The following is a 21,977-nucleotide window of genomic DNA, read 5'->3' on the forward strand; positions in this document are numbered from 1 at the left end:
AAGGTCTTCCGGATTCCTCGAGAGGGAAACGCACGTATGAATGAGGAAAAGCTCCGCTACTTTCTCAAGCGGGTGACCGCCGACCTGCATGAGACCCGGCGCCGCCTGCAAGAGGTGGAGTCGGAGGACCAGGAGCCCATCGCGATCGTCGGGATGAGCTGCCGCTACCCCGGCGGGGTGGGCTCGCCCGAGGACCTGTGGCGGCTGGTGTCCGAGGGCGGGGACGGCATTTCCGAATTCCCCACCGACCGCGGCTGGGACATCGGGCGGCTCTTCGACGACAATCCGGACGGCGCGGGCACGAGCTATGTCCGGGAGGGCGGTTTCCTCCACGACGCCAACTACTTCGACCCGGCGTTCTTCGGTATCAATCCGCGCGAGGCCCTGGCGATGGACCCCCAGCAGCGGCTGCTGCTGGAGACCACCTGGGAGGTGTTCGAGCGGGCGGGCATCGACGCCACCTCCGTGCGCGGCACCCGTACCGGTGTCTTCGCGGGCGTCATGTACCACGACTACGCCTCGCGGCTGCGCGCCGTGCCGCCCGGTGTCGAGGGCTACCTCGGCACCGGCGGCTCCAGCAGCATCGCCTCCGGCCGGGTGGCGTACACCTTCGGACTGGAGGGCCCGGCGCTCACCGTCGACACGGCGTGTTCCTCGTCGCTGGTGACCCTGCACCTGGCCATGCAGGCGCTGCGCAACGGCGAGTGCTCGCTGGCCCTGGCGGGCGGTGTCACCGTGATGTCGACGCCCGGTACCTTCACCGAGTTCAGCCGTCAGCGCGGGCTGTCCTTCGACGGCCGCTGCAAGTCCTTCGCCGCCTCCGCCGACGGCACCGGCTGGTCCGAGGGCGCGGGCATGCTGCTGGTCGAGCGGCTGTCGGACGCCCGCCGCAACGGCCACAAGGTGCTGGCCGTCGTCCGTGGCTCGGCGATCAACCAGGACGGCGCGTCCAACGGCCTGACCGCGCCCAACGGCCCGTCCCAGCAGCGCGTCATCCGCCAGGCGCTCGCCAGCGCCCGGCTGACGGCCGACCAGATCGACGTGGTCGAGGCGCACGGCACCGGTACGACGCTCGGCGACCCGATCGAGGCGCAGGCGCTGCTCGCCACGTACGGCAAGGAGAAGCCCGCCGAACGGCCGCTGCTGCTCGGCTCCATCAAGTCCAACGTCGGCCACACCCAGGCCGCCGCCGGTGTCGCCGGGATCATCAAGATGGTCAAGGCCATCGAGCACGGCTATGTGCCCAAGTCCCTGCACATCGACGAGCCGTCGCCGCACATCGACTGGTCGGCCGGGGCCGTCTCGCTGCTGACCGAGGGCCGGCCGTGGCCGGAGACCGGCCGTCCGCGCCGCGCGGCCGTGTCGTCGTTCGGCATCAGCGGCACCAACGCACACCTGATCATCGAGCAGCCCCCGGCCGAGGACCCCGACGCCGAGGAGGAGACCGCGGAGGCCCCCGCCGAGGGCACGGCGGCACCGGCCGAGGAGACGGCCGCGCCCCGCACCCTCCCCCTCCTCCCGTGGCTGGTCTCCGGCAAGGGCGAGGACGCGCTGCGCGCCCAGGCCGCCCGGCTCCACGCCCACGTGGCCGAACGCCCCGATCTCGACCCGGTGTCCGTCGGCCACTCGCTGGCCACCACCCGCGCCGCCCTGGAGAACCGCGCCGCCGTCATCGCCGGTGACCGCGCCACCTTCCTCGACCGCCTCGCCGCGCTCGCCTCCGGTGAGCCCGCCGCCGGGGTGGTCCAGGGCGTGGAGACCCGGGGCAAGCTGGCGTTCCTCTTCACCGGCCAGGGCAGCCAGCGCCTCGGCATGGGCCGCGAGCTCTACGAGACCTTCCCGGCGTTCGCGGAGGCGCTGGACGCGGTGTGCGCCGCGCTCGACCCGCGCCTCGAACGCCCCCTGAAGGACGTGCTGTTCGGGGACGACGCCGCCGCGCTGGACCGGACCGGCTTCACCCAGCCCGCGCTGTTCGCCATCGAGGTGGCCCTCTTCCGCCTCGTCGAGTCCTGGGGCCTGAAGCCGGACGTGGTCTCCGGCCACTCCATCGGCGAGATCGCCGCCGCGCATGTCGCGGGGGTGCTCTCGCTCGACGCCGCCGCCCTGCTGGTGGCGGCCCGGGGCCGCCTCATGCAGCGGCTGCCGGGAGGCGGCGCGATGATCGCCGTCCAGGCGTCAGAGGACGAGGTGGCGCCGCTGCTCACCGAGCGGGTGTCCATCGCCGCGCTCAACGGCCCGACGTCGGTGGTCATCGCGGGCGACGAGGACGCGGCTGTCGCGATCGCCGCGTCGTTCGAGGCCCAGGGCCGCAAGACCAAGCGGCTCACCGTCAGCCACGCGTTCCACTCGCCGCTGATGGACCCGATGCTGGAGCCGTTCCGCAAGGTCGCGGAGAGCCTGACGTACGAGGCCCCGAAGATCCCGGTGGTCTCCAACCTCACCGGCGGCATCGCGCCCGCCGCGGAGATCGCCACTGCCGACTTCTGGGTCCGCCACGTCCGCGAGGCCGTGCGCTTCCTCGACGGCATGCGCGCCATGGAGGCGCACGGCGTCACCACCTACCTCGAACTCGGCCCGGACGGCGTGCTGTCCGCGCTCGGCCAGGAGTGCCTGGCGGGCGAGTCCGAGCACGTGGCGTTCGCCCCCACCCTGCGGTCCGGCCGCCCCGAGGCCGAGACCCTGACCACCGCCCTGGCCACCCTGCACACCCGGGGCACGGCCCCCGACTGGGCGGCGTACTACGCGGGCACCGGCGCCGAGCGCGTCGAGCTGCCCACGTACGCCTTCCAGCGCGAGCACTACTGGCTGGACGCGGGCACCGCCTACGGCGACGTCTCCTCGTTCGGCCTCGGCACCGCCGACCATCCGCTGCTCGGCACGGCCGTCTCCCTGGCCGACGCGGAGGGCTTCCTGTTCACCGGGCGGCTCGCGCTGGACACCCACCCGTGGCTGGCCGACCACGCCGTCATGGGCGCGGTGCTGCTGCCCGGCACCGCGTTCGTGGAACTGGCGGTGCGCGCCGGTGAGCAGGCCGGATGCGATCTGGTGGAGGAGCTGACCCTCGAAGCGCCGCTGATCCTGCCCGAACGGGGCGGGGTCCAGCTCCAGATCGCCGTGGGCGCCCAGGACGACACCGGCCGCCGCACCCTCGCCCTCCACTCCCGCCCCGACGAGGCGGGGGACGACGAGCCGTGGCTGCGGCACGCCACGGGCGCCTTGGCGGCGGGCCCGCCGGAGAGTTCGTTCGACCTGAGCGCCTGGCCGCCCCCCGGGGCTGAGCGCATCGAGACCGACGGCCTGTACGAGGGGCTGGCCGAGGCGGGCTTCGGCTACGGCCCGGTCTTCCAGGGCCTGCGCGCCGCCTGGCGCGGCGACGGCGAGGTCTACGCCGAGGTCGCCCTCCCCGAGGACACCGAACCGGGCGCCGCCCTCTTCGGCCTCCACCCGGCCCTGCTGGACGCCGTCCTGCACACCATCGGCCTCAGCGACCTGACCGAGAACCCGCGCCAGGGCGGACTCCCCTTCTCCTGGACCGGCGTCCGCGTCCACTCGGTGGGTGCCGACACGGTACGCGTCCGCCTGTCGCCGGCCGGAAACGGCACGGTGTCCCTCCAGCTGGCGGACGTCACGGGCGCCCCGGTGGCGTCGGTCGACCGGCTGGCCCTCCGCACGGTCTCCCAGGACCAGCTGACGGCCCCGGGCACCGCCTCCGACGCCCTGTTCCGCGTCGAGTGGACCCCGGTCCCGTCCCTGTCCGAGCCGGTGTCCCCCGGCCGCTGGGCGGTGGTGGGCTCCGAGGTTCCCGGTCTCGGAACGCTCGGCGGTGAGATCGCGGCGTACGCGGATCTGGGTGGGCTCGCCGAAGCGGTCGCTGCCGGAACGGCGCTGCCGGAGCACGTCGTGGTTTCCCTGACAGGGGACAGCGCGGTACCTGAAGGCCCGGATGCGGCGAATCAAGCCCGTCCGGCGATTGCGGACACGCCCGAAGGGCGTCCGGGCCGGTCCGCGGACGGCGCGGCACTTGATGGCCCGGATGCGGCATCCCCAGCCCGTCCGGCGTTTGAGGACCGGGGCCGAGGGGCGGAGCCCATCGCTTCGGGAAGGGGCGGGACAGGGGAATGCTCCTCACCCGCCACCACGGCGCACCAGACCACAGTCCAGACCCTGAACCTGCTGCAAACCTGGCTGGCCGACGCCAACTTCACCGACACCCGCCTCGTCATCCTCACCGACGCCACCAACCTCGCCCACACCGCCGCCCACGGCCTCATCCGCTCCGCCCAATCAGAAAACCCGGGCCGCATCATCCTGGTGGACCTCGACACCCACCCGGACTCCCTCAAGGCGCTGCCCACCGCCCTCGCCTCCGGCGAACAGGAACTCGCGGTACGCGAAGGCACGGTCAAGGCCCCCCGCCTGGCCCGCGCCACCGCGTCGTCGCAGGACGACCGAGCCACGGAGTGGAACCCCAACGGCACGGTCCTCCTCACCGGCGCATCCGGCACCCTGGGCACCCTCTTCGCCCGCCACCTAGTGGCGGAGCGCGGCGTACGCCACCTCCTCCTCGTCAGCCGCCGCGGCGAATCCGCCCCCGGCGCGGCCGAACTCAGCGCCGAACTGGCCGAGCTGGGCGCCGAAGCCCACTGGTCGGCCTGCGACGTGGCGGACCGTACCGCCCTGGCCGAAACCCTGGCCGCGATCCCCGCCGCCCACCCGCTCACCGCCGTCGTGCACACGGCAGGCGTCCTGGACGACGGCGTCATCGCGTCCCTCACCCCCGACCGGCTGGCCACCGTCCTCCGCCCCAAGGCGGACGCGGCGTGGAACCTCCACGAGCTGACCCAGGACGCGGACCTGTCCGCGTTCATCCTGTTCAGCTCGGCCGCGGGCGTCTTCGGAGGTGCGGGCCAGGGCAACTACGCGGCGGCCAACGCCTTCCTGGACGCCCTCGCCCAGCACCGCCGCGCCCAGGGCCTGCCCGCCACCTCCCTCGCCTGGGGCCTGTGGGCCGAGCCCGGCGGCATGGCCGGAGACCTGGACGAGGCGGAACTCGCCCGCCTCCAGCGCGGTGGCATCGCCGCCATCACCGCCGATCGGGGCCGAGAGCTGTTCGACCTGGCCAGCGCCACGGACGACGCGCTGCTGGTCCCCATGCCCCTCGACCTGGCCGCCCTCCGGACGCAGGCAGGCGCCGGAATGCTGCCACCGCTCTTCCGCGGTCTGGTCCGCGTCCCCCCGCGCCGCGCCGCCCAATCCGCCGCCGCCGCGAAGGACGGCGCGCTCGCCCAGCAGCTGGCCGGGGCGGCGTCCGACGCCGAGGCCGAGGCCATCGTCCTCGGCCTGGTCCGTTCGCAGGTGGCGGCCGTGCTCGGCTACGCCGGGCCCGAGGCGGTCGACCCCCAGCGCGCGTTCAGCGAGGTCGGCTTCGACTCGCTCACCGCCGTGGAGCTGCGCAACCGCCTGACCGCCGTCAGCGGCGTCCGGCTCCCCGCCACGCTGATCTTCGATTACCCGACCCCCGCCGCCCTCGCCGCGTATCTGCGGGCCGAGGCCCAGGGCAGCCAGGAGGACGCGGCCGCCCCCGTGGCCGCCACCACCGCCCACGACGACGACCCGATCGCCATCGTGGCGATGAGCTGCCGGTTCCCCGGCGGGGTGACCTCGCCCGAGGACCTGTGGAAGCTGGTCACCGACGGCGCGGACGCCATCACCGACATGCCCACCGACCGCGGCTGGGACATCGAGTCGCTCTACGACGACGACCCCGACCAGCAGGGCACCAGCTACGCCCGGAACGGCGGATTCCTCCACGACGCCCACCACTTCGACCCCGTCTTCTTCGGGATCTCGCCGCGTGAGGCGCTCGCGATGGATCCGCAGCAGCGACTGCTGCTGGAGACCACCTGGGAGGCGTTCGAGCGGGCCGGGATCGACCCGGCGACGGTGCGCGGCAGCCGGACCGGCGTCTACACCGGCGTCATGTACAACGACTACGGCACCCTGCTGCACCGCGCCCCCGACGGCCTCGAGGGCTACATGGGCACCGCCAGCTCCGGCAGCGTCGCCTCGGGCCGGGTGTCGTACACCTTCGGTCTGGAGGGCCCGGCGGTCACGGTCGACACGGCGTGCTCGTCCTCGCTGGTCACCCTGCACATGGCGGTGCAGGCGCTGCGCAACGGCGAGTGCTCGCTCGCCCTCGCGGGCGGTGTGACCGTCATGGCCACCCCCGGCACCTTCGTGGCCTTCAGCAAGCAGCGCGGCCTCGCGACCGACGGCCGCTGCAAGCCCTTCGCCGCCGCGGCCGACGGTACGGCCTGGGGCGAGGGCGTAGGGCTCCTGCTGGTCGAGCGGCTGTCGGACGCCCGGAAGAACGGTCACCCGGTCCTCGCGATCGTCCGGGGCTCGGCCATCAACCAGGACGGTGCCTCCAACGGCCTCACCGCGCCCAACGGCCCGTCCCAGCAGCGCGTCATCCGGCAGGCCCTCGCCAACGCCCGGCTGTCTCCCGCCGAGGTGGACGTGGTCGAAGCACACGGCACCGGAACGACGTTGGGCGACCCCATCGAGGCGCAGGCGCTGCTCGCCACGTACGGCCAGGAGCACACCGACGACGAACCGCTCTGGCTGGGCTCGGTGAAGTCCAACTTCGGCCACACCCAGGCCGCGGCCGGTGTCGCCGGGATCATCAAGATGGTCAAGGCCATCGAGCACGGCGTACTGCCCAGGACCCTGCACGTGGACGAGCCGTCCCCGCACGTGGACTGGACGGCGGGCGCGGTGTCGCTGCTCACCGACCAGACGGAGTGGCCGGAGACCGGCCGTCCGCGCCGCGCCGCGGTGTCCTCGTTCGGCATCAGCGGCACCAACGCGCACACCATCATCGAGCAGGCCCCGGCGGAGCGGCCCACGGCCCCCGACGCCACCGCGCCCGAGCCGGGTCCGCTGCCGTGGATCCTGTCCGGCAGGAGCGAGACGGCGCTGAGCGCCCAGGCCGAGCGGCTGCTGGACCACCTCGACGCCCACCCGGGCCCGCGCCCGGCCGACATCGGCTACTCCCTGGCCACCACCCGCGCCGTCCACGACCAGCGCGCGGTGCTGGTCGGCACGGACCGCGAGGACTTCATCCGCGCCCTGACGGCACTCGCCCGGGGCGAGGCGGCGGCCCAGCTGGTCCAGGGCACCGGGACGGCCGGCAAGACGGCGTTCGTGTTCCCGGGGCAGGGGTCGCAGTGGGCCGGTATGGCGGTGGGGCTGATGGACGCCTCGCCCGTCTTCGCGTCCCGCATCCACGAATGCGCCGCCGCGCTCGCGGAGTTCACCGACTGGTCGCTGGTCGATGTGTTGCGCGGCGCCGAGGGCGCGCCGTCGTTGGAGCGGGTGGATGTGGTCCAGCCGGTGCTGTTCGCGGTGATGGTGTCGCTCGCGGAGCTGTGGCGTTCGCTGGGTGTCCGGCCGTCCGCCGTGGTCGGCCACTCCCAGGGCGAGATCGCCGCCGCGTGCGTGGCCGGAATCCTGTCGCTGAAGGACGCGGCGCGTGTGGTGGCGTTGCGCAGCCAGGCGATCGGCCGGGTGCTGGCGGGCAAGGGCGGCATGGTGTCGGTGGCGCTGCCGGTGGCGGACGTACGGGAGCGGATCGCGCCCTGGGGCGAGGAGCGGATCTCCGTCGCCGCCGTCAACGGCCCTTCGTCCGCGGTGGTTTCGGGCGAGCCCGAGGCGCTGGAGGAGCTGCTGGCGTCCTGCGAGGCCGATGAGGTGCGGGCCCGTCGGGTGCCGGTGGACTACGCCTCGCACTCGGCCCAGGTCGAACTCCTCCGTGAGGAACTCCTGGAACTGTTGGCGCCCGTACAGCCGAAGAAGGCCGAGGTGCCGTTCCTGTCCACCGTGACGGGGGAGTGGGTCGACGGTTCCGAGCTGGACGCCGAGTACTGGTTCACCAACCTCCGTCGCACCGTCGAGTTGGAGGGCGCCGTTCGCCGCCTGCTGGACGAGGGCTTCGGGGCCTTCATCGAGTCCAGCGCCCACCCGGTGCTGACGATGGGTGTGCAGGAGACCGCCGAGGACGCGGGCCGCGAGGCCGCCGCGATCGGGTCGCTGCGCCGCGACGAGGGCGGCCTGGACCGCTTCCACATCTCGCTGGGCGAGGCGTGGACGCGGGGCGTGGCCGTGGACTGGGAGGCGGTGTACGAGGGTACGGGCGCGGTCCGCGTCGAGCTGCCCACGTACGCCTTCCAGCACGAGCGCTACTGGATCGAGGTGCCGCTCTCGGTGGGCGATGTCGCCTCCGCCGGTCTCGGCGCCGCCGGGCATCCGCTGCTGGGCGCCGCCGTCGAACTGCCGGACTGCGACGGCTTCCTGCTCACCGGGCGGCTCTCCCTCCAGACCCACCCCTGGCTCGCCGACCACGCCGTGTCCGGCACCGTGCTGCTGCCGGGAACGGCCTTCGTGGAGCTGGCGATCCGCGCCGGTGACCAGGTCGGCTGCGAGCTGCTGGACGAGCTGACCCTGGAGGCGCCGCTGATCCTGCCCGCCCGGGGCGGGATCCAGCTGCGGCTGACCGTGGCAGCGTCCGACGCGAGCGGCCGCCGGGCGCTGGAGGTGTACTCCCGTCCGGAGCCGGACGCGGACCGTGGCGACGCCTCGGACGCGCCCTGGATCCGTCACGCCAGCGGTGTGCTGGCTCCGGGCGAGGCCGCCGACAGCGGAGCTGACCTGTCCGTATGGCCGCCCGCGGAGGCCGTCGCCCTCGATGTGGACGACCTCTACGAGCGGTTCGCGGCGGGCGGCTTCGGCTACGGCCCGGTGTTCCAGGGCCTGACGGCCGCCTGGCGCCGTGGCGAGGAGGTCTTCGCCGAGCTGCGCCTGGACCAGCGGCAGCACCGCGACGCGGCGCTGTTCGGGCTGCATCCGGCGCTGCTGGACGCGGCGCTGCACGGGGTCGCGCTCGGCGACTTCCTGGGCGCCGGGGCCGACGGCATCCGGCTGCCGTTCTCCTGGAGCGGGGTCACCCTCCACGCGGCGGGCGCCACGGCGCTGCGCGTACGGATCGCCCCGGCCGGACCGGAGGCGGTGGCGCTGACCGTCGCGGACGGACACGGCGGCGCGGTCGCGTCGGTGGACTCCCTGGTGTTGCGGCGCATCGCCCCGGAGCAGCTGCGCGCGGCCCAGGTGACCTACCACGACTCGCTGTTCCGGCTGGAGTGGGCGCCGGTGCCGGCGCCCTCGGCGGCCCCCGCGGCCGTCCGCTGGGCCGTGGTCGGCGAGCAGGCCGCCGCGACCGGCAGGGACGCCTTCGGACTGGTCGACGCGCTGGAGTCGATCGGCGCCGAGTGCGCCGTCTTCCCCGGTCTGACCGAGCTCGCGGCCGTGGTGGCCTCGGGCAGCCCCCGGCCGGATGTCGTCCTGCTCCCGCTCACCGGTCCCGCCGGTGGCGGTGGCGGCCATCTGGCGGAGGGCGCGCGGCTGGCCACCCACGCGGCGCTGGACACCGCGCGGTCGTGGCTCGCCGAGGAGGGCCTCGCCGGGGCGCGGCTGGCGTTCGTGACCCGCGGGGCGGTCGCCACGTCCCCGGACGCCGAGGTGTACGACCTGCCGCACGCGCCCGTATGGGGGCTGATCCGCACCGCCCAGACCGAGAACCCGGACCGGTTCCTGCTGCTCGACCTGGACCACGAGGGGGCTTCGGCCGACGCGCTCATGGCGGCCGCGGCCGGTGGCGAACCACAGCTCGCGGTCCGCGCGGGCGCCCTCCACGCGCCCCGGCTGGCCCGGGTCGCGGCTCAGGAGGGGGACCGGACGCCGGAGGGGTTGCCGGAGTTCGACCCGGACGGCACGGTTCTGATCACCGGCGCCACCGGTGTACTCGGCGGACAGCTCGCCCGCCATCTGGTGACCGAGCACGGGGTGCGGCACCTGCTGCTCAACAGCCGCCGCGGCCAGCGTGCCCAGGGGATCCCCGAGCTGGTCGACGAGCTGACCGCGCTGGGCGCCGAGGTGAGCGTCGCGGCCTGCGATGTGGCCGACCGTGAGGCGCTGTCGCTGCTGCTGGCCGAGGTGGACCCGGCGCATCCGCTCGCCGCCGTCGTCCACACCGCCGGGGTGCTGGACGACGGGCTGCTGCCCGCGCTCACCCCGGAGCGGATCGACACGGTCTTCCGGCCGAAGGTGGACGCGGCGCTCAATCTGCACGAGCTGACCCTGGACCTGGGCCTGAAGGCGTTCGTGGTGTTCTCGTCCGCCGCCGGTACCTTCGGCGCGCCGGGCCAGGCCAACTACGCGGCGGCCAACACCTTCCTGGACGCCTTCGCCGCGCACCGCCGCTCCGCCGGGCTGCCCGCCCTCTCGCTGGCCTGGGGTCTGTGGGAGCAGCGCAGCGCGATGACCGGTGGCATGGCGGACGCGGATGTGGCCCGTATGGAGCGCTCCGGGATGGCGCCGCTGACCTCGCGGGACGGTCTGGAACTGTTCGACACGGCGTGCTCGGTGGGCGGGGAAGCGGTGCTCGTACCGCTGCACCTGGACATCGCGCCGCTGCGCGAGCAGGCCGCCGAGGGCGCGCTGCCCGCCGTCTTCCGCGGGCTGGTCCGGGCCCCGGCCCGGCGCCGTACGGTCTCCGCCGGGGCGGCCGACACCGGCGGCCCCTCGCTGGCGCGGCGGCTGGCCGGGCTGGCCGAGGCGGAGCGCGAGCAGGCCGTGCTGGACCTGGTCCGCGGCCAGGCCGCCGCGGTCCTCGGCTTCGCGGATGCGGAGGCGGTGGGGGCCGCGCGGGGCTTCCTGGAGCAGGGCTTCGACTCGCTGACCGCCGTGGAGCTGCGCAACCGGCTGGGCGCCGCGAGCGGGCTGCGGCTGCCCCCGACGCTGCTGTTCGACCACCCGACGCCCGAGCTGGTCGCCCGGCAGCTGCTCGAGCGGCTGGCCGGTGCGGTGGCCGCCGAGGGTGGCACGGTGTCGGACGCGGCGCGGGACGAGGCGGCGGGCGCGGAGCCGTCGGCCGTGTTCGGCGCGATGATGCGGGAGGCCGGACAGCGCGGTGAGCAGGAGGAATTCACCCGCCTGCTGATGGACGTGTCGCGGTTCCGGCCCTCCTTCGGATCCGCCGCCGAGCTGGACAAGGCGCCCCCGATGGTGCGGCTCTCGCGCGGTGAGACCGGGCCCGCGCTGGTGTGCTTCTCCTCGATCCTGTCGATCGGCGGCCCGCACCAGTACGCCAGGTTCGCCGCCGGATTCCGCGGCCACCGGGACGTCCTCGCGCTGGGCAACCCCGGTTTCGTCGCCGGGGAGCGGCTCCCGGCCACCCCGGAGGCGGTGGTCGAGGCGCAGGCCGAGGCGGTGCTGCGGGAGACCGACGGGGCGCCGTTCGTGCTGCTTGGCCACTCCTCGGGTGGGCTGCTGGCCCATGAGGTGGCGGCGCGGCTGGAGAGCACCGGGGTCTTCCCGGACGCGGTCGTCCTGCTCGACATCTACTCCCACGACCGGGACGCGGCCGTGGCCCTCCAGCCCGGACTGAGCGCCGGGATGGACGAGCGGAGCGCGGGCCAGGTGCCGGTGGACGACACCCGGCTGCTGGCCATGGGCGCGTACTTCCGGCTGTTCGGGGAGTGGCGGCCCAAGGAGGTCAAGACGCCGACGCTGCTGGTCCGGGCCGGGGACCGGCTCTTCGACTGGTCCCGCGACGGCGACTGGCGCTCGTACTGGCAGCTCCCGCACACCGTGCTCGACGTGCCGGGCAACCACTTCACGATGATGGAGGAGCACGCCGGGACGACGGCGCGGGCCGTGGAGGACTGGCTGTCCTGACCGACGGACGGCCTGTTGGCACCCCACAGGGGCGCCGACAGGCCGTCGTCGTGTTCAGAGGAGCCTGAATCGGCCGGGGTTGTTGTGGTCGCGATGGCGGGGGCACTGGCACGGTGGCCACGCTTGTCCCAATGAGTAGGTGTCGCTCTGCTTCCCGTCGAGGACGGCCACGATCGCGCGTCGGGTGGTGACGATCCCGTTGTGCGCCATGGTGTAGACGCGCATCGTCATCTTCGGCCGTTCGTCCCGGTCGGGCTGGTTGTCGGCCATCAGGAGCCTTCCTCTCCCTCAACGGGGGCGAGGAGTTGGAGCAGGCTGCGCAGGCTCCGCTTCACCGCGCCGAGGTGGTAGGCCAGTTCTTCGGGCGTGGCGTCGGCCAGGTCGAGGGCTTCGGCTCCCGTGAGGGTCTGTCCGGCGACGATCACGACGGCCTGTTCCAGGCCGTCGCGGGTGGGCTTTCCGGCCCCGACGCACGCGGGGCACAGGCCCGAACGCGGCGCGGTGGGGTTGTGGGGCCCGAAGTCGCCGGGGGCGGCGCACAGTGCGCACCCTTTCTGGCACGCCGTGGTCTTGTCGGCCACCGGCCACTCCTCTCTGTAGTGATTCCACTACCAAGCGAGTTCAGCGTGGCCTACTGTGGAGAGCCGTTCAACGTGTCAGCACAGGATGGAAGGCTCAGGACGACCTGTGAACAAGAACGAGTTGAACCCGGACGCCTCGCCCGAGGCGGCCTACGGGGCGCGATTACGGAGCCTGCGGGAGGCTCGCGGCTGGACCCAAGAGGACCTTGCCGCACGTGCGGAATATTCCAGTGTGCATGTTTCAGCCGTCGAAAATGGTCGGAAACCTCCAACCCTCCGTTTCTCGCGTAGCGCAGACCGCGCCTTCGGTATCGAGGGTGAAGACACCTTTGAGCGCCGGTTCCGCGAGATCCGCCACGGCAGCCTGCTGGAGGGGTTCCCGGAGTACGTGGGGCACGAGGGCCGGGCAGCGGAGATCCGGCTGTACGAAGTGGGCGTCATCCCCGGTCTGCTCCAGACGCCGGAGTACGCGACAGCCCTGGCGGAGGGCGCCGTCAAGCGAGGGGCGATCACCGCCGAGCAGGCGGAGGAGCGGGTGGCGCTCGTCGCGGAGCGGCAGGCCGCGCTTGTCCGGACGCGCCCGCCGCTGATCTTCGTGGTGCTGGACGAAAGCTGTCTCCGTCGGCCCATCGGTGAACCCGCCGTCATGGACGCCCAGTTCGCCCGGCTGGCCGAGTTCGCCGAGCTGCCGAACACCGTGCTCCAGGTTGCCCCGTTCGACATGGGGACGCGTCGGCCGTTCAATCTGCCGCTCTACATCCTGACGATGCCGGACCGTTCGCTCATGTCCTACGCGGAGTCCGCCCAGCGGGGCCACTTCGAACGGGACAGCAGCTCAGTGGTGCCCGTACTGACGGCCTACCATCAGCTACAGGCCGAAGCGCCTTCTCAGGCTCAGTCTGTAGCCATGATCAGTCAGTTGCTGAAGGGCACCCCATGACGACCGAATCCCCCCGTTGGTTCAAGTCCTCGTACAGCGACAACGGCGGCGCCTGCATAGAGGTCGCCGCCAACCTCGTCGCCTCGCGCGGCGTGGTCCCCGTCCGTGACAGCAAGGACCCGCACGGCCCGGCGCTCACGTTCGAGCCGACCGCCTGGTCGTCGTTCGTCTCCGCCATCAGGCACGGGGAGTTCCCCGCCACCTGACCCATCCGGCAACCAGCCACCGAAGCGATCGGCCCCCGGACCGGGGGCCGATCGCTTCGGATGCCGCCCTCAACGTGTGGCTGTGATCAGTGGATTTGCAGTCGGCCTCAGCTTGTTGGCACGGACCCGGCGCAGGCGTCGGCGATGGCCTGAGTATCCCAGTAGAACGGACGGACCTCGGTGATCCGCCCGTCCTTGACCGTGATCGTTTGCAGGATGGGGAAGCTGAGTTCACGGCCAGTCGCACGAGCGCGAGCACGGACCTGAGTGAGCACGACAGCGGTCTCACCAGTGGCAAGAAACTCCTGCTCCACCATGTCGAACGTTTCCCAGGTCTGTCCCATCGCGAGGAAGAACCGCGTCATTCCGATGTGCCCACGCCAAGTGCCTCCGTATGGCAGAGCAGCTGCTTGATGCAGCTCGACATTCGGCGCGAAGAAGGGGGCGAGCAAGTCGAATGAAGCCTCGCCGGGGCCTCCGGTCGCCAGGTACTCCGCCTCAGCCGCATACATGCCGGTGAGGACGGCTACTGAGTCTGTAGTGGGTGGCATCGTCATGTCACCAGCGTGATCGGCGAAGGCCCACCTTGCTGGCGGGGATCAGACATCGCGGTCGGCACTTTCGCAACCGGATTTAGTCGTCCTGGCGCGCGGGCGCTGCGGCCGGCAGCTCACGCCAACGCCCCGTCGACTCGGTTACGTCACGGGGCGTTGAGCGGAGTTTCCGCCGCGCGGCGCGTTACGCCGTCATCAGCGCTTGCGCGCGGGCCGCGAGCGTTTGCCCGGGCCCACCGTCACCACCTCGAAGTTGGACTTGGTGCGGTCCAGCCGGTGGAAGAGGTTGTCCGGCCCGGTGATGTACATCTTCGACACCCCGGCGCCCTTCAGCGTGTCCACCACCTTCGGCCAGTGGATCGGCAGATCGAAGGTGTCCAGCAGCATCGTGCGCAGCTCGTCGGCCGTGGTCACGATGGTGCCGTCCTGGTCGGTGACCACGGGCAGCTTGGGGTCGAGGATGTCGTACCCGGGCAGGATCTCCTCGGCGGCCCGGCGCCGCAGCTCCGCGAACGCGGGCGCGTGCACCGCCGGGACCATGCTGTACATGGAGTAGCCGCCGGCCTGGCTGATCGCCTTCTTGAACCACTCCAGCTCCGGCTCGCGCAGCGACACCATGAAGAAGCCGTCGTCGAGATAGCCGGAGTAGTCGTACCACTCATCGCGCTCGCCGAGCTCGGTGAGGATCTCCGTCAGCTTCTCCTGCGGAGTGCGGACGAAGGTGTGGGTCACCGCGTCCTGGTACTCCTCGGTGAAGTACGCGTGCTCACAGCGGGCCAGCTCCGCGGTGAGCCGCACCACCTCGGGGAACGGCAGCGAACTGACGTAGGCCGCGGCCGCCTTCTGCCCGAAGCTGGGGCCCACGCACAGGTCGGGGACGAGTCCGTGCTCCTGCTCCGCCCGGTCCGCCGAGGCCATCGAGTTCACCAGGAAGGCGATCTGGGTGGCCTCGGAGTAGTCGTCCTCGGAATCGCGGAGCCGGTCGAAGACCGAGTAGCCCAGCGCCTCGTCGGCCTCGGCGAGCCGCTTCCGGGCGAACGGGTCGAGCGTGAGGAACCTGCCCACCTCGGAGAAGCCGGAGGGTCCCATGCCCGGGAAAACGATGGCTGTCTTCGTCTGCTCGGATGCCGTCATGGTGTGGTGCCTTACTCTCAAGTCCTGCCGTGGCTCAGTCCTGCGCCCGGCGGTTGAAGCCGCGGATACCGATCGTCCCGAAGACCAGGATGGCCGCCCCGATGGCGGAGAAGCAGATCCACAGCGGGATCGACTCCGGCGTCTTGGGCCCGGGGGTCAGCAGCAGTCCGCGCATCGCCTCGGTGACGTAGGTCAGCGGGTTGAAGGTGCACAGCACCTGGAACCAGCGGACGGTCTCCAGGCTCCGCCACGGGAACTGCGTGGCCCCGGTGAACATGATCGGGGTCAGTGTCATGGCGAAGACGATGGAGATGTGACGCGCGGGCGCCAGGGTGCCCAGGGTGAGGCCGACGCAACCGCCGACGAGTCCGCCGAGGCTGAGGATGCCCAGCGTCACCGGCATCTTGTCCAGCGGCCAGGAGACGTCGTCCAGCAGCGCCAGACCGATCGGGATCATGACCAGGGAGCCGATCAGACCGCGCATCGCGCCGAAGACCGCCTTCTCCACCGCCACCAGGGAGACCGGGATGGGCGCGAGCAATCGGTCCTCGATCTCCTTGGTCCAGGAGAAGTCGATGGCCAGTGGCAACGCGGTGTTCTGGAGGGCGACCAGGAAGCTGTTGAGCGCCACCACACCGGGCAGCAGCACCTGCTGGAAGCCCGGCTGGGTGAAGCCGATCTCGCCGAGCACCTTGCCGAACACGAACAGCATGAAGAACGGTTCCACGATGACCTGGCCCAGGAAGGGGCCCATCTCGCGGCCGGTGACGAAGATGTCGCGCCACAGGATGAAGAAGAACGTCCGCCACCGGTTGGCGCGGCGCCGGTGACGCCCGCCGCGGCGCTTGGAGTCGGGCAGGTCGAGCTCGAGTTCGGGCTCCGGCTCGGGTTCGGGCGCCACGAGCGGCGAACGGGCGTCCGCCGCCGCGATGATCGCGTTCAGCGCGGCTTTGGCGTCCTGTGCGGCCTGAGTCGCCGACGGGGCCGGTATCGGCTTGATGACCAGCGTCAGGGTGTCGCCGATGTCCCCGCCGCCGTGCGGGGCGCCCATGCCCCGGGGCTCGTGGTGCCGGTGCTCCTGCGGCCGGCCCTCGTGGTGCCGGGGGTCGTGCGGCCGGTTCTCGTGCTTGACCGGCGCGTTCGGGGCGGCCTTCTGGACCTCGGCGCCCGGACGCGGGGCCTGGGCCCCGGGACGCGGGGTCTGGTGCTCCGGGCCGGGACGCGGGGTCTGGTGCTCCGGGCCGGGACGCGGGGTCTGGTGCTCCGGGCCGGGACGCGGGGCGGACGGCTTGGACCGTACGAGCACGGTCCGGGTGTCCTCGAAGCCGTCGTCCTCGGCGGAGTTGGCGTCGGCGTTCCGCGCATCGGCGTTCCGCGGATCGGCGGGCCCGGACCCGTCCGGCCTGGCACCGGGGGTCCTGGGGTCGGCGGGCCTGCGTGTCGGGTCGGACCGCTCACCGCCCCGGCCGGTCGGGGGCTGCTCCTCGGCGGGCTTGCCGCCGGGGGTCCCGTCCGTCGAAGACGTGGGTCGTGAGGAGGAGCTCATCGCATCTCCTTCCCCGTCAGGTCGACAAAGACGTCTTCCAGGCTCGCCTTGCTCACATTCAGGTCCTTGATTTCGCACTCGGTGTCGGTCAGGGCCTTGATGACCGTGGGCAGCAGTACGGAGGACGGCGCGTTGCTGTAGACCTTCATCCGGAAGGTGCCGTCGTTCGCGGCCGCGGCCCCGCCCATGTCGTCCCCGGCACCACCGAGCACCTCGACCCGCTCGGCGACCCCGAGGCCCTGCACCATGTGGACCACGCCGTTCATCCCGCTGTGCGGCGGGCGCACCGTGACGGTCAGCGCGGTGTTGCTCATCCGGCTGGTCAGTGCCTCGGGGGTGTCCAGAGCCAGCAGCTTGCCGTGGTCGACGATGCCGATCCGGTCACAGAGCTTGGACGCTTCCTCCATGTCGTGGGTGGTGATCACCACCGTGACGCCACGGGTCTTGAGTTCCGCGACCCGGTCGCGGACGAAGATCTGGGACTGCGGGTCGAGACCGGTGGCCGGCTCGTCCAGGAACAGCACTCGGGGGCGGTGCATCAGCGCCCGCGCGATCATCACGCGCTGTGCCTGGCCGCCGGAGACCTGGTCCGCCCGGGCCTTGGCATGGTCGCCGAGGCCGACCCACTCCAGGCTCTCGTCCGCCAGGCGGTTGCGCTCCGAGCGGGTGAGACCGTGGTAGCCGGCGTGGAAGGTCAGGTTCTGACGGATCGTCAGTGACCGGTCCAGGTTGTTTCGCTGCGGCACGATGGCGAAGGACTGCCGGGCCACCGCCGGCCTGCGCACCACGTCGACGCCCTGCACGAAGGCGCGTCCGCCGCTGGGGGCGACACGGGTGGTCAGGATGCCGATGGTGGTGGTCTTACCCGCTCCGTTGGGCCCGAGGAAGCCGAAGACCTCACCGTGCCTGACGGTGAAGCTGAGATTGTCGACAGCCGGAACGGGCCGGCCGGGGTACTTCTTGACCAAGCCGTCGACAACGACGGCGAAATCAATAGGACGTGTTGTGTTCATCGCTGTCGTCGCACCGATTTAATTGGCTTGAGGAGACCATTACTTTGCACATGTTTAACACGACAGCTTGACTCCTGGCCCCTAACTGCCCCCAGATTAGGGGGTAGTGGCACGGGTGAGGGGGCCTTAGGGGGCGCCCGGCTGTGTCCCGCGCCACGTCGGGACGGGCGTGGTACCCGCATATAGCGCGTACCTCGAATAGCGGTTACTAGGGGTTGTGGCCCCGGAGAAGGGCTCATAGCCTCACGGAGTCAGCATCTCGGACGAGCGTGGTCGACGCGCCCCACCGTGCACTCGTGCCCGGCCCCTCAGTGCAATCGCGGGGATGTACTCCTTGAGCCAGATCAAGCCCGATGATGTGGGCCTTATTCGGATATTGCAAACGGAAACTCCGAGTAGTTTCCGGCTGATCTGTTTCCCGGAATCCGCCCACTCCACCGCGTACTACCTCTCACTGTCCGAGCTTCTGCTGCCCACGGTGGAGGTGCTGGCGATCCAGTACCCCCTGTATGCCGGGCTCGAGGACGATGAGCGGCTGACCGACTCCGCCGACCTCGCGGACCGGATTTTCGGTGCGCTGGGGGAGTGGATGGACCGCCCGCTGGCCTTCTTCGGCCACCGGGCCGGCGCCGACCTCGCCTACCGCGTCGCCGAGCGCCTGGAGCGGGAGACCGGGACGCCGCTGCTGACCCTGTTCGTCTCCGGCCGGACGGCGCACTGGGGCATGACCCTGGGGCCCCCGGCGCTCGGCTGCCGGATCGTCGCCCTCGCCGGTGAGGGCGACCCCAAGACCCCGCTGCGCGGCGTACGGGCCTGGCGGCGGCGGACGAGCGGACGATTCGACCTCGAGGTGTTTCCCGGTTCCCGCTACTACCTCGACTCGAGCCGGAGAGAGGTCGTCAACCTGGTGCACGACCAGCTGCTCTCCCAAGTCCCCGTCGACGCCGAGTGGGAAGCCGGCGCCGAAGACCAGGGAGCCTAGGGGGGACCCGCCCAGGGCTGCCCGTACTCCTGAGCGAAAAGGAAAGAGTACGTTCGATGACCGCGAAGATCTACGCGCTCGACTCGGTGCAGACCCTGGCCGACTTCGAGCTGGACGCGCTGCGCGTCGCCGATGTGATCCGCGAGCACGGGGTGACCCACGGCGACCGCGTCATCTTCAAGGCGGGCAACTCCGCCGCCTACGTGAGCGTGCTGTTCGCGCTCATGCACGTGGGAGCCTCCATCGTCCTGATCGACCAGCAGGAGCACCCGGACGAGACCCGGCGGATAGCCGAGCGCACCGGCGCGGCGATCGCCTTCGTGGACGACGACGCCCCGATCCACGACGACATCCGTACGGTGAACCTCTACGAGCTGATCGCCCCGGCCGCCGGACGCCCGCTCGACCAGCGGCAGCTGTCCTTCGACGCCTGGGCCGACCGGCGCGACGGCCTGATCATGTGGACCTCCGGCTCCACCGGCGAGCCCAAGGGCGCCGTGAAGTCCGGCCGTAAGTTCCTCACCAACCTGGAGCGCAACGCCGCCCAGGTCGGGCACCGGCCGGACGACGTACTGCTGCCGCTGCTGCCCTTCGCCCACCAGTACGGGCTGTCCATGGTGCTCATCGCCTGGCTCACCCGCTGCTCGCTGGTGATCGCCCCGTACAAGCGCCTGGACCGGGCCGTCCAGATGGCCGGGCGGACCGGCGCCACGGTGATCGACGCCACCCCGTCCAGCTACCGCACCATGCTCAACCTGGTCGGCCGGAAGCCGTCGCTGCGGGCCCAGTTGGAGGGCGTCCGGATGTTCTGCTCGGGCGCCGCGCCGCTGGACGGCGCGCTCTCCGAGCGCTATGTGGCCGAATTCGGACTGCCGCTGCTGGACAGCTACGGCAGCACCGAGCTGGGCAACATCGCCTTCGCCACCCTGGAGAACCCGGTCTCCTGCGGCCGGGCCATGGACGGCATCAAGCTGCGGGTCATCGACGAGGACGGCCACCCGGCCGCCCCCGGCGCGGCCGGCGAGATCGAGGTCGACACCCCGGACGCGCTCGAGGGCCACCTCGCCGCGGACGGCACCATCGACGCCGTGCCCACCGGCTGGCAGTCCACCGGCGACCTCGGCTACCTCGACGAGGAGGACAACCTCTTCGTCCTGGGGCGGAAGCTCGCGGTGCACCGCTCCGGCTACACCCTCTACCCCGAGCTGATCGAGCGGAAGGCGGCCCTCGCCGAGATCTCCACCCGGATCGTGCCGCTCCCCGACGAGCGCCGCGCCGGTGACGAGCAGCTGGTCTTCTTCGTGGAGGACGAGGAGCTGCGGGACGCCAAGCACTGGCGGGAGCGGCTCTGCCAGGTGCTCCCGGTCTACGAACAGCCCAACCGGGTCGAGGTGCTGGAGAACTTCCCGCTCAACCGGAACGGCAAGCCGGACAAGCGCCGCCTCGAGCAGCTCGCCCGGGGCTGAGACCGCAGGGCCCAGACATGACAGGGGGAGCCGACGGCGCGCGACGGCTCCCCCTGTGCGCCCTGTGGGTGACGCCGCGGGCGTCAGTCGTACGGAAGCTCCAGCGGCGCGAAGGTGTCGAAGAGATCACCGGGGCCGGGGTTGTCCGGGTGGGTGGTGCCGCCGAGGTGGCGGAGCACGCCCCACACCGCGTTCAGCGCCGTGGTCACCGCTCCCTCGGCGAAACCGGCCGTCCAGGAGACATCGTCGCCGCACAGGAAGAAGCCCTGCTGCGCCGGATCCGTCCCGTCCTGCATGAACTGGGTGAACAGCCGCCGCTGATAGCGGTAGTGGCCGGGGAGATTGTTCTTGAAGGCCCCCATGAAGCGGGGCTCGGTCTCCCAGGTGACGGTCAGCGGCCCCGCGATGATGTGCGACCGGATGTCCACATCCGGGTAGATCGCGGCCAGCTTGGCCAGCAGCGTCTCCAGCCGCTCCTCGGCCGAGAGCGTGGCAACCTTCAGCGAGTCGTCGTTCCAGGTGTACGACAGGCACATCACCCCGGGCCGGTCGGGCCCGTCGTCGAACAGATAGACCCCGCGGGGCATCCGGTCGGTGAGCGTCATGCTCATCGCGTCCTGGCCGGTCGCCGGGTCGGTGTCCCGCCAGAAGGGCCGGTCGACCAGGACGAACAGCTTGGACGCGCCCATGTAGTGGGTGCGCTCAACCGCCGTCCACTGCGGAGTGGACAGCAGCGTCGGATCGCAGTCGACCCGGTTCAGCAGCGTCCACACATGCGGGCTGAAGACCACCGCGGGGAACTCGCGCTCCTCGCCGCTCTCGTCCGTCACCCGGATGCCGTCGGCGGTCCGCCGCAGCCGGGTGACGGCGGGCCGGGGCGCGCCGCCGTGCAGTGAGGCCAGTGAGGTGCCCTGGGGCCAGTGCGCGAGCGTCTCGGGCCGGTGCTCCCACAGCCCGTTCGGCACCTGGGAGGAGCCGCCGACTATGCCCACCTGGTTGTCGTCGGCCTCGGTGACCACGACCCGCAGGATCTCCAGCACCGAGTTGGGGAAGTCGGTGTCCCAGCCGCCGGTGCCGAAGCCCACCTGTCCGAAGATCTCCCGGTGGCGGAACGACTGGAAGGTGGAGGAGGTGGCGAGGAAGCCGTAGAAGGACTGGTCGTCGAACTCCTTGACCAGCGAGTTCCACACGGTCTTCAGCGTGGGGACGTCCCGTCGCTGGATGGCGTCCCGCAGCGTGGCCAGGTCGGCCCGCTCCTGGAGCGCCTTGTCCCAGGCGTCGGCGACCTCCTGGTAGACCTCCGGGAGCTCGTCGGCGGTGCGCGCCCGGTCCTGACCGCCGTTCAGGTCGATCAGCGTGCTCGCGGTGGCCGGCGCCAAAGGATTAGGGAAAGGACGAGTGGACAGGCCCAGCAGATCGATGTAATGGAACAGCGATCGGGCGGCGACGGGAAAGCGCATGGCGCCCATCTCCGCCTTGTATTCCGGATTACCGGGGAAGGGCGTGGAACGCATCCGGCCGCCCAGTTGCTCCGCTTCATAAAGAACTGGGGAAAGCCCTAGTCGTAGAAGCTCATAGGCCGCGGTCAGTCCGGACATCCCGCCGCCGATGACGGCGACTTCGGTTCCGTGCAGCGCAGCAGGCAGGGCGCCCAGACCTGCTGGATGGGACAGCCATCTGTCGTAGGAAAACGGGAAATCCGGCACGAGCATCGTCGTGGCGGACGCGGTGGCGCACGTCATGGCATCAACCTCGTTGGGGC

General features: G+C 71.7%; 12 protein-coding genes. 5 read left to right on the forward strand and 7 right to left on the reverse strand.

The window, feature by feature from the left end; genetic code table 11:
* Positions 1–36 precede the first annotated feature (36 nt).
* Positions 37–11,793, forward strand: coding sequence for a type I polyketide synthase (locus ABD329_RS34435; protein ID WP_344317392.1), 11,757 nt, complete (start codon positions 37–39; stop codon positions 11,791–11,793).
* A gap of 54 nt (positions 11,794–11,847) precedes the next feature.
* Here the strand turns inward: ABD329_RS34435 and ABD329_RS34440 are convergent, their stop codons facing one another.
* Both ABD329_RS34440 and ABD329_RS34445 read right to left on the reverse strand, forming a co-directional pair.
* Positions 11,848–12,063, reverse strand: a complete 216-nt coding sequence (locus ABD329_RS34440; protein WP_198276850.1) for a hypothetical protein — start codon at positions 12,061–12,063, stop codon at positions 11,848–11,850.
* Positions 12,063–12,374: a hypothetical protein gene (locus ABD329_RS34445; protein ID WP_198276851.1), complete on the reverse strand. Its 312-nt coding sequence runs from the start codon at positions 12,372–12,374 to the stop codon at positions 12,063–12,065. Before ABD329_RS34445 ends, ABD329_RS34440 begins: the two co-directional genes overlap by 1 nt.
* 106 nt (positions 12,375–12,480) lie before the next feature.
* On the opposite strand from ABD329_RS34445, the gene ABD329_RS34450 reads away from it, so the two are divergent.
* Both ABD329_RS34450 and ABD329_RS34455 read left to right on the forward strand, forming a co-directional pair.
* Complete coding sequence (locus tag ABD329_RS34450) at positions 12,481–13,314, forward strand: Scr1 family TA system antitoxin-like transcriptional regulator (RefSeq protein WP_198276852.1); 834 nt, start codon at positions 12,481–12,483, stop codon at positions 13,312–13,314.
* Positions 13,311–13,520, forward strand: coding sequence for a DUF397 domain-containing protein (locus ABD329_RS34455; RefSeq protein WP_198276853.1), 210 nt, complete (start codon positions 13,311–13,313; stop codon positions 13,518–13,520). The genes ABD329_RS34450 and ABD329_RS34455 overlap by 4 nt, the downstream gene beginning before the upstream one ends.
* Before the next feature lie 107 nt (positions 13,521–13,627).
* Here the strand turns inward: ABD329_RS34455 and ABD329_RS34460 are convergent, their stop codons facing one another.
* The 4 genes from ABD329_RS34460 to ABD329_RS34475 all read right to left on the reverse strand — a co-directional run bounded on the left by ABD329_RS34460 (position 13,628) and on the right by ABD329_RS34475 (position 17,767).
* The gene (locus ABD329_RS34460) at positions 13,628–14,077 is read right to left on the reverse strand and encodes a nuclear transport factor 2 family protein (protein ID WP_198276854.1); all 450 of its coding nucleotides are present in this window, start codon (positions 14,075–14,077) and stop codon (positions 13,628–13,630) included.
* A 192-nt stretch (positions 14,078–14,269) separates the two neighbouring features.
* Entirely contained in the window at positions 14,270–15,208 is a 939-nt protein-coding gene (locus ABD329_RS34465; protein ID WP_198276855.1) for an ACP S-malonyltransferase, read from the reverse strand.
* A 34-nt stretch (positions 15,209–15,242) separates the two neighbouring features.
* Positions 15,243–16,754: an ABC transporter permease gene (locus tag ABD329_RS34470; protein ID WP_246618406.1), complete on the reverse strand. Its 1,512-nt coding sequence runs from the start codon at positions 16,752–16,754 to the stop codon at positions 15,243–15,245.
* On the reverse strand, positions 16,751–17,767 hold the full coding sequence (locus ABD329_RS34475; protein WP_198276856.1) for an ABC transporter ATP-binding protein: 1,017 nt from the start codon (positions 17,765–17,767) through the stop codon (positions 16,751–16,753). The genes ABD329_RS34470 and ABD329_RS34475 overlap by 4 nt, the downstream gene beginning before the upstream one ends.
* Before the next feature lie 325 nt (positions 17,768–18,092).
* On the opposite strand from ABD329_RS34475, the gene ABD329_RS34480 reads away from it, so the two are divergent.
* Positions 18,093–18,749 (forward strand): thioesterase II family protein, encoded by a 657-nt coding sequence (locus ABD329_RS34480; protein WP_198276857.1) that lies wholly within the window; start codon positions 18,093–18,095, stop codon positions 18,747–18,749.
* A gap of 56 nt (positions 18,750–18,805) precedes the next feature.
* Positions 18,806–20,215 (forward strand): class I adenylate-forming enzyme family protein, encoded by a 1,410-nt coding sequence (locus tag ABD329_RS34485; protein WP_198276858.1) that lies wholly within the window; start codon positions 18,806–18,808, stop codon positions 20,213–20,215.
* An 83-nt stretch (positions 20,216–20,298) separates the two neighbouring features.
* Here ABD329_RS34485 and ABD329_RS34490 read toward each other — a convergent pair whose 3' ends face one another.
* Complete coding sequence (locus tag ABD329_RS34490; protein WP_198276859.1) at positions 20,299–21,957, reverse strand: flavin monoamine oxidase family protein; 1,659 nt, start codon at positions 21,955–21,957, stop codon at positions 20,299–20,301.
* Positions 21,958–21,977: the final 20 nt, after the last annotated feature.

The sequence above is a fragment of the Streptomyces javensis genome (assembly GCF_039525925.1).
Lineage (GTDB): Bacteria > Actinomycetota > Actinomycetes > Streptomycetales > Streptomycetaceae > Streptomyces > Streptomyces asiaticus.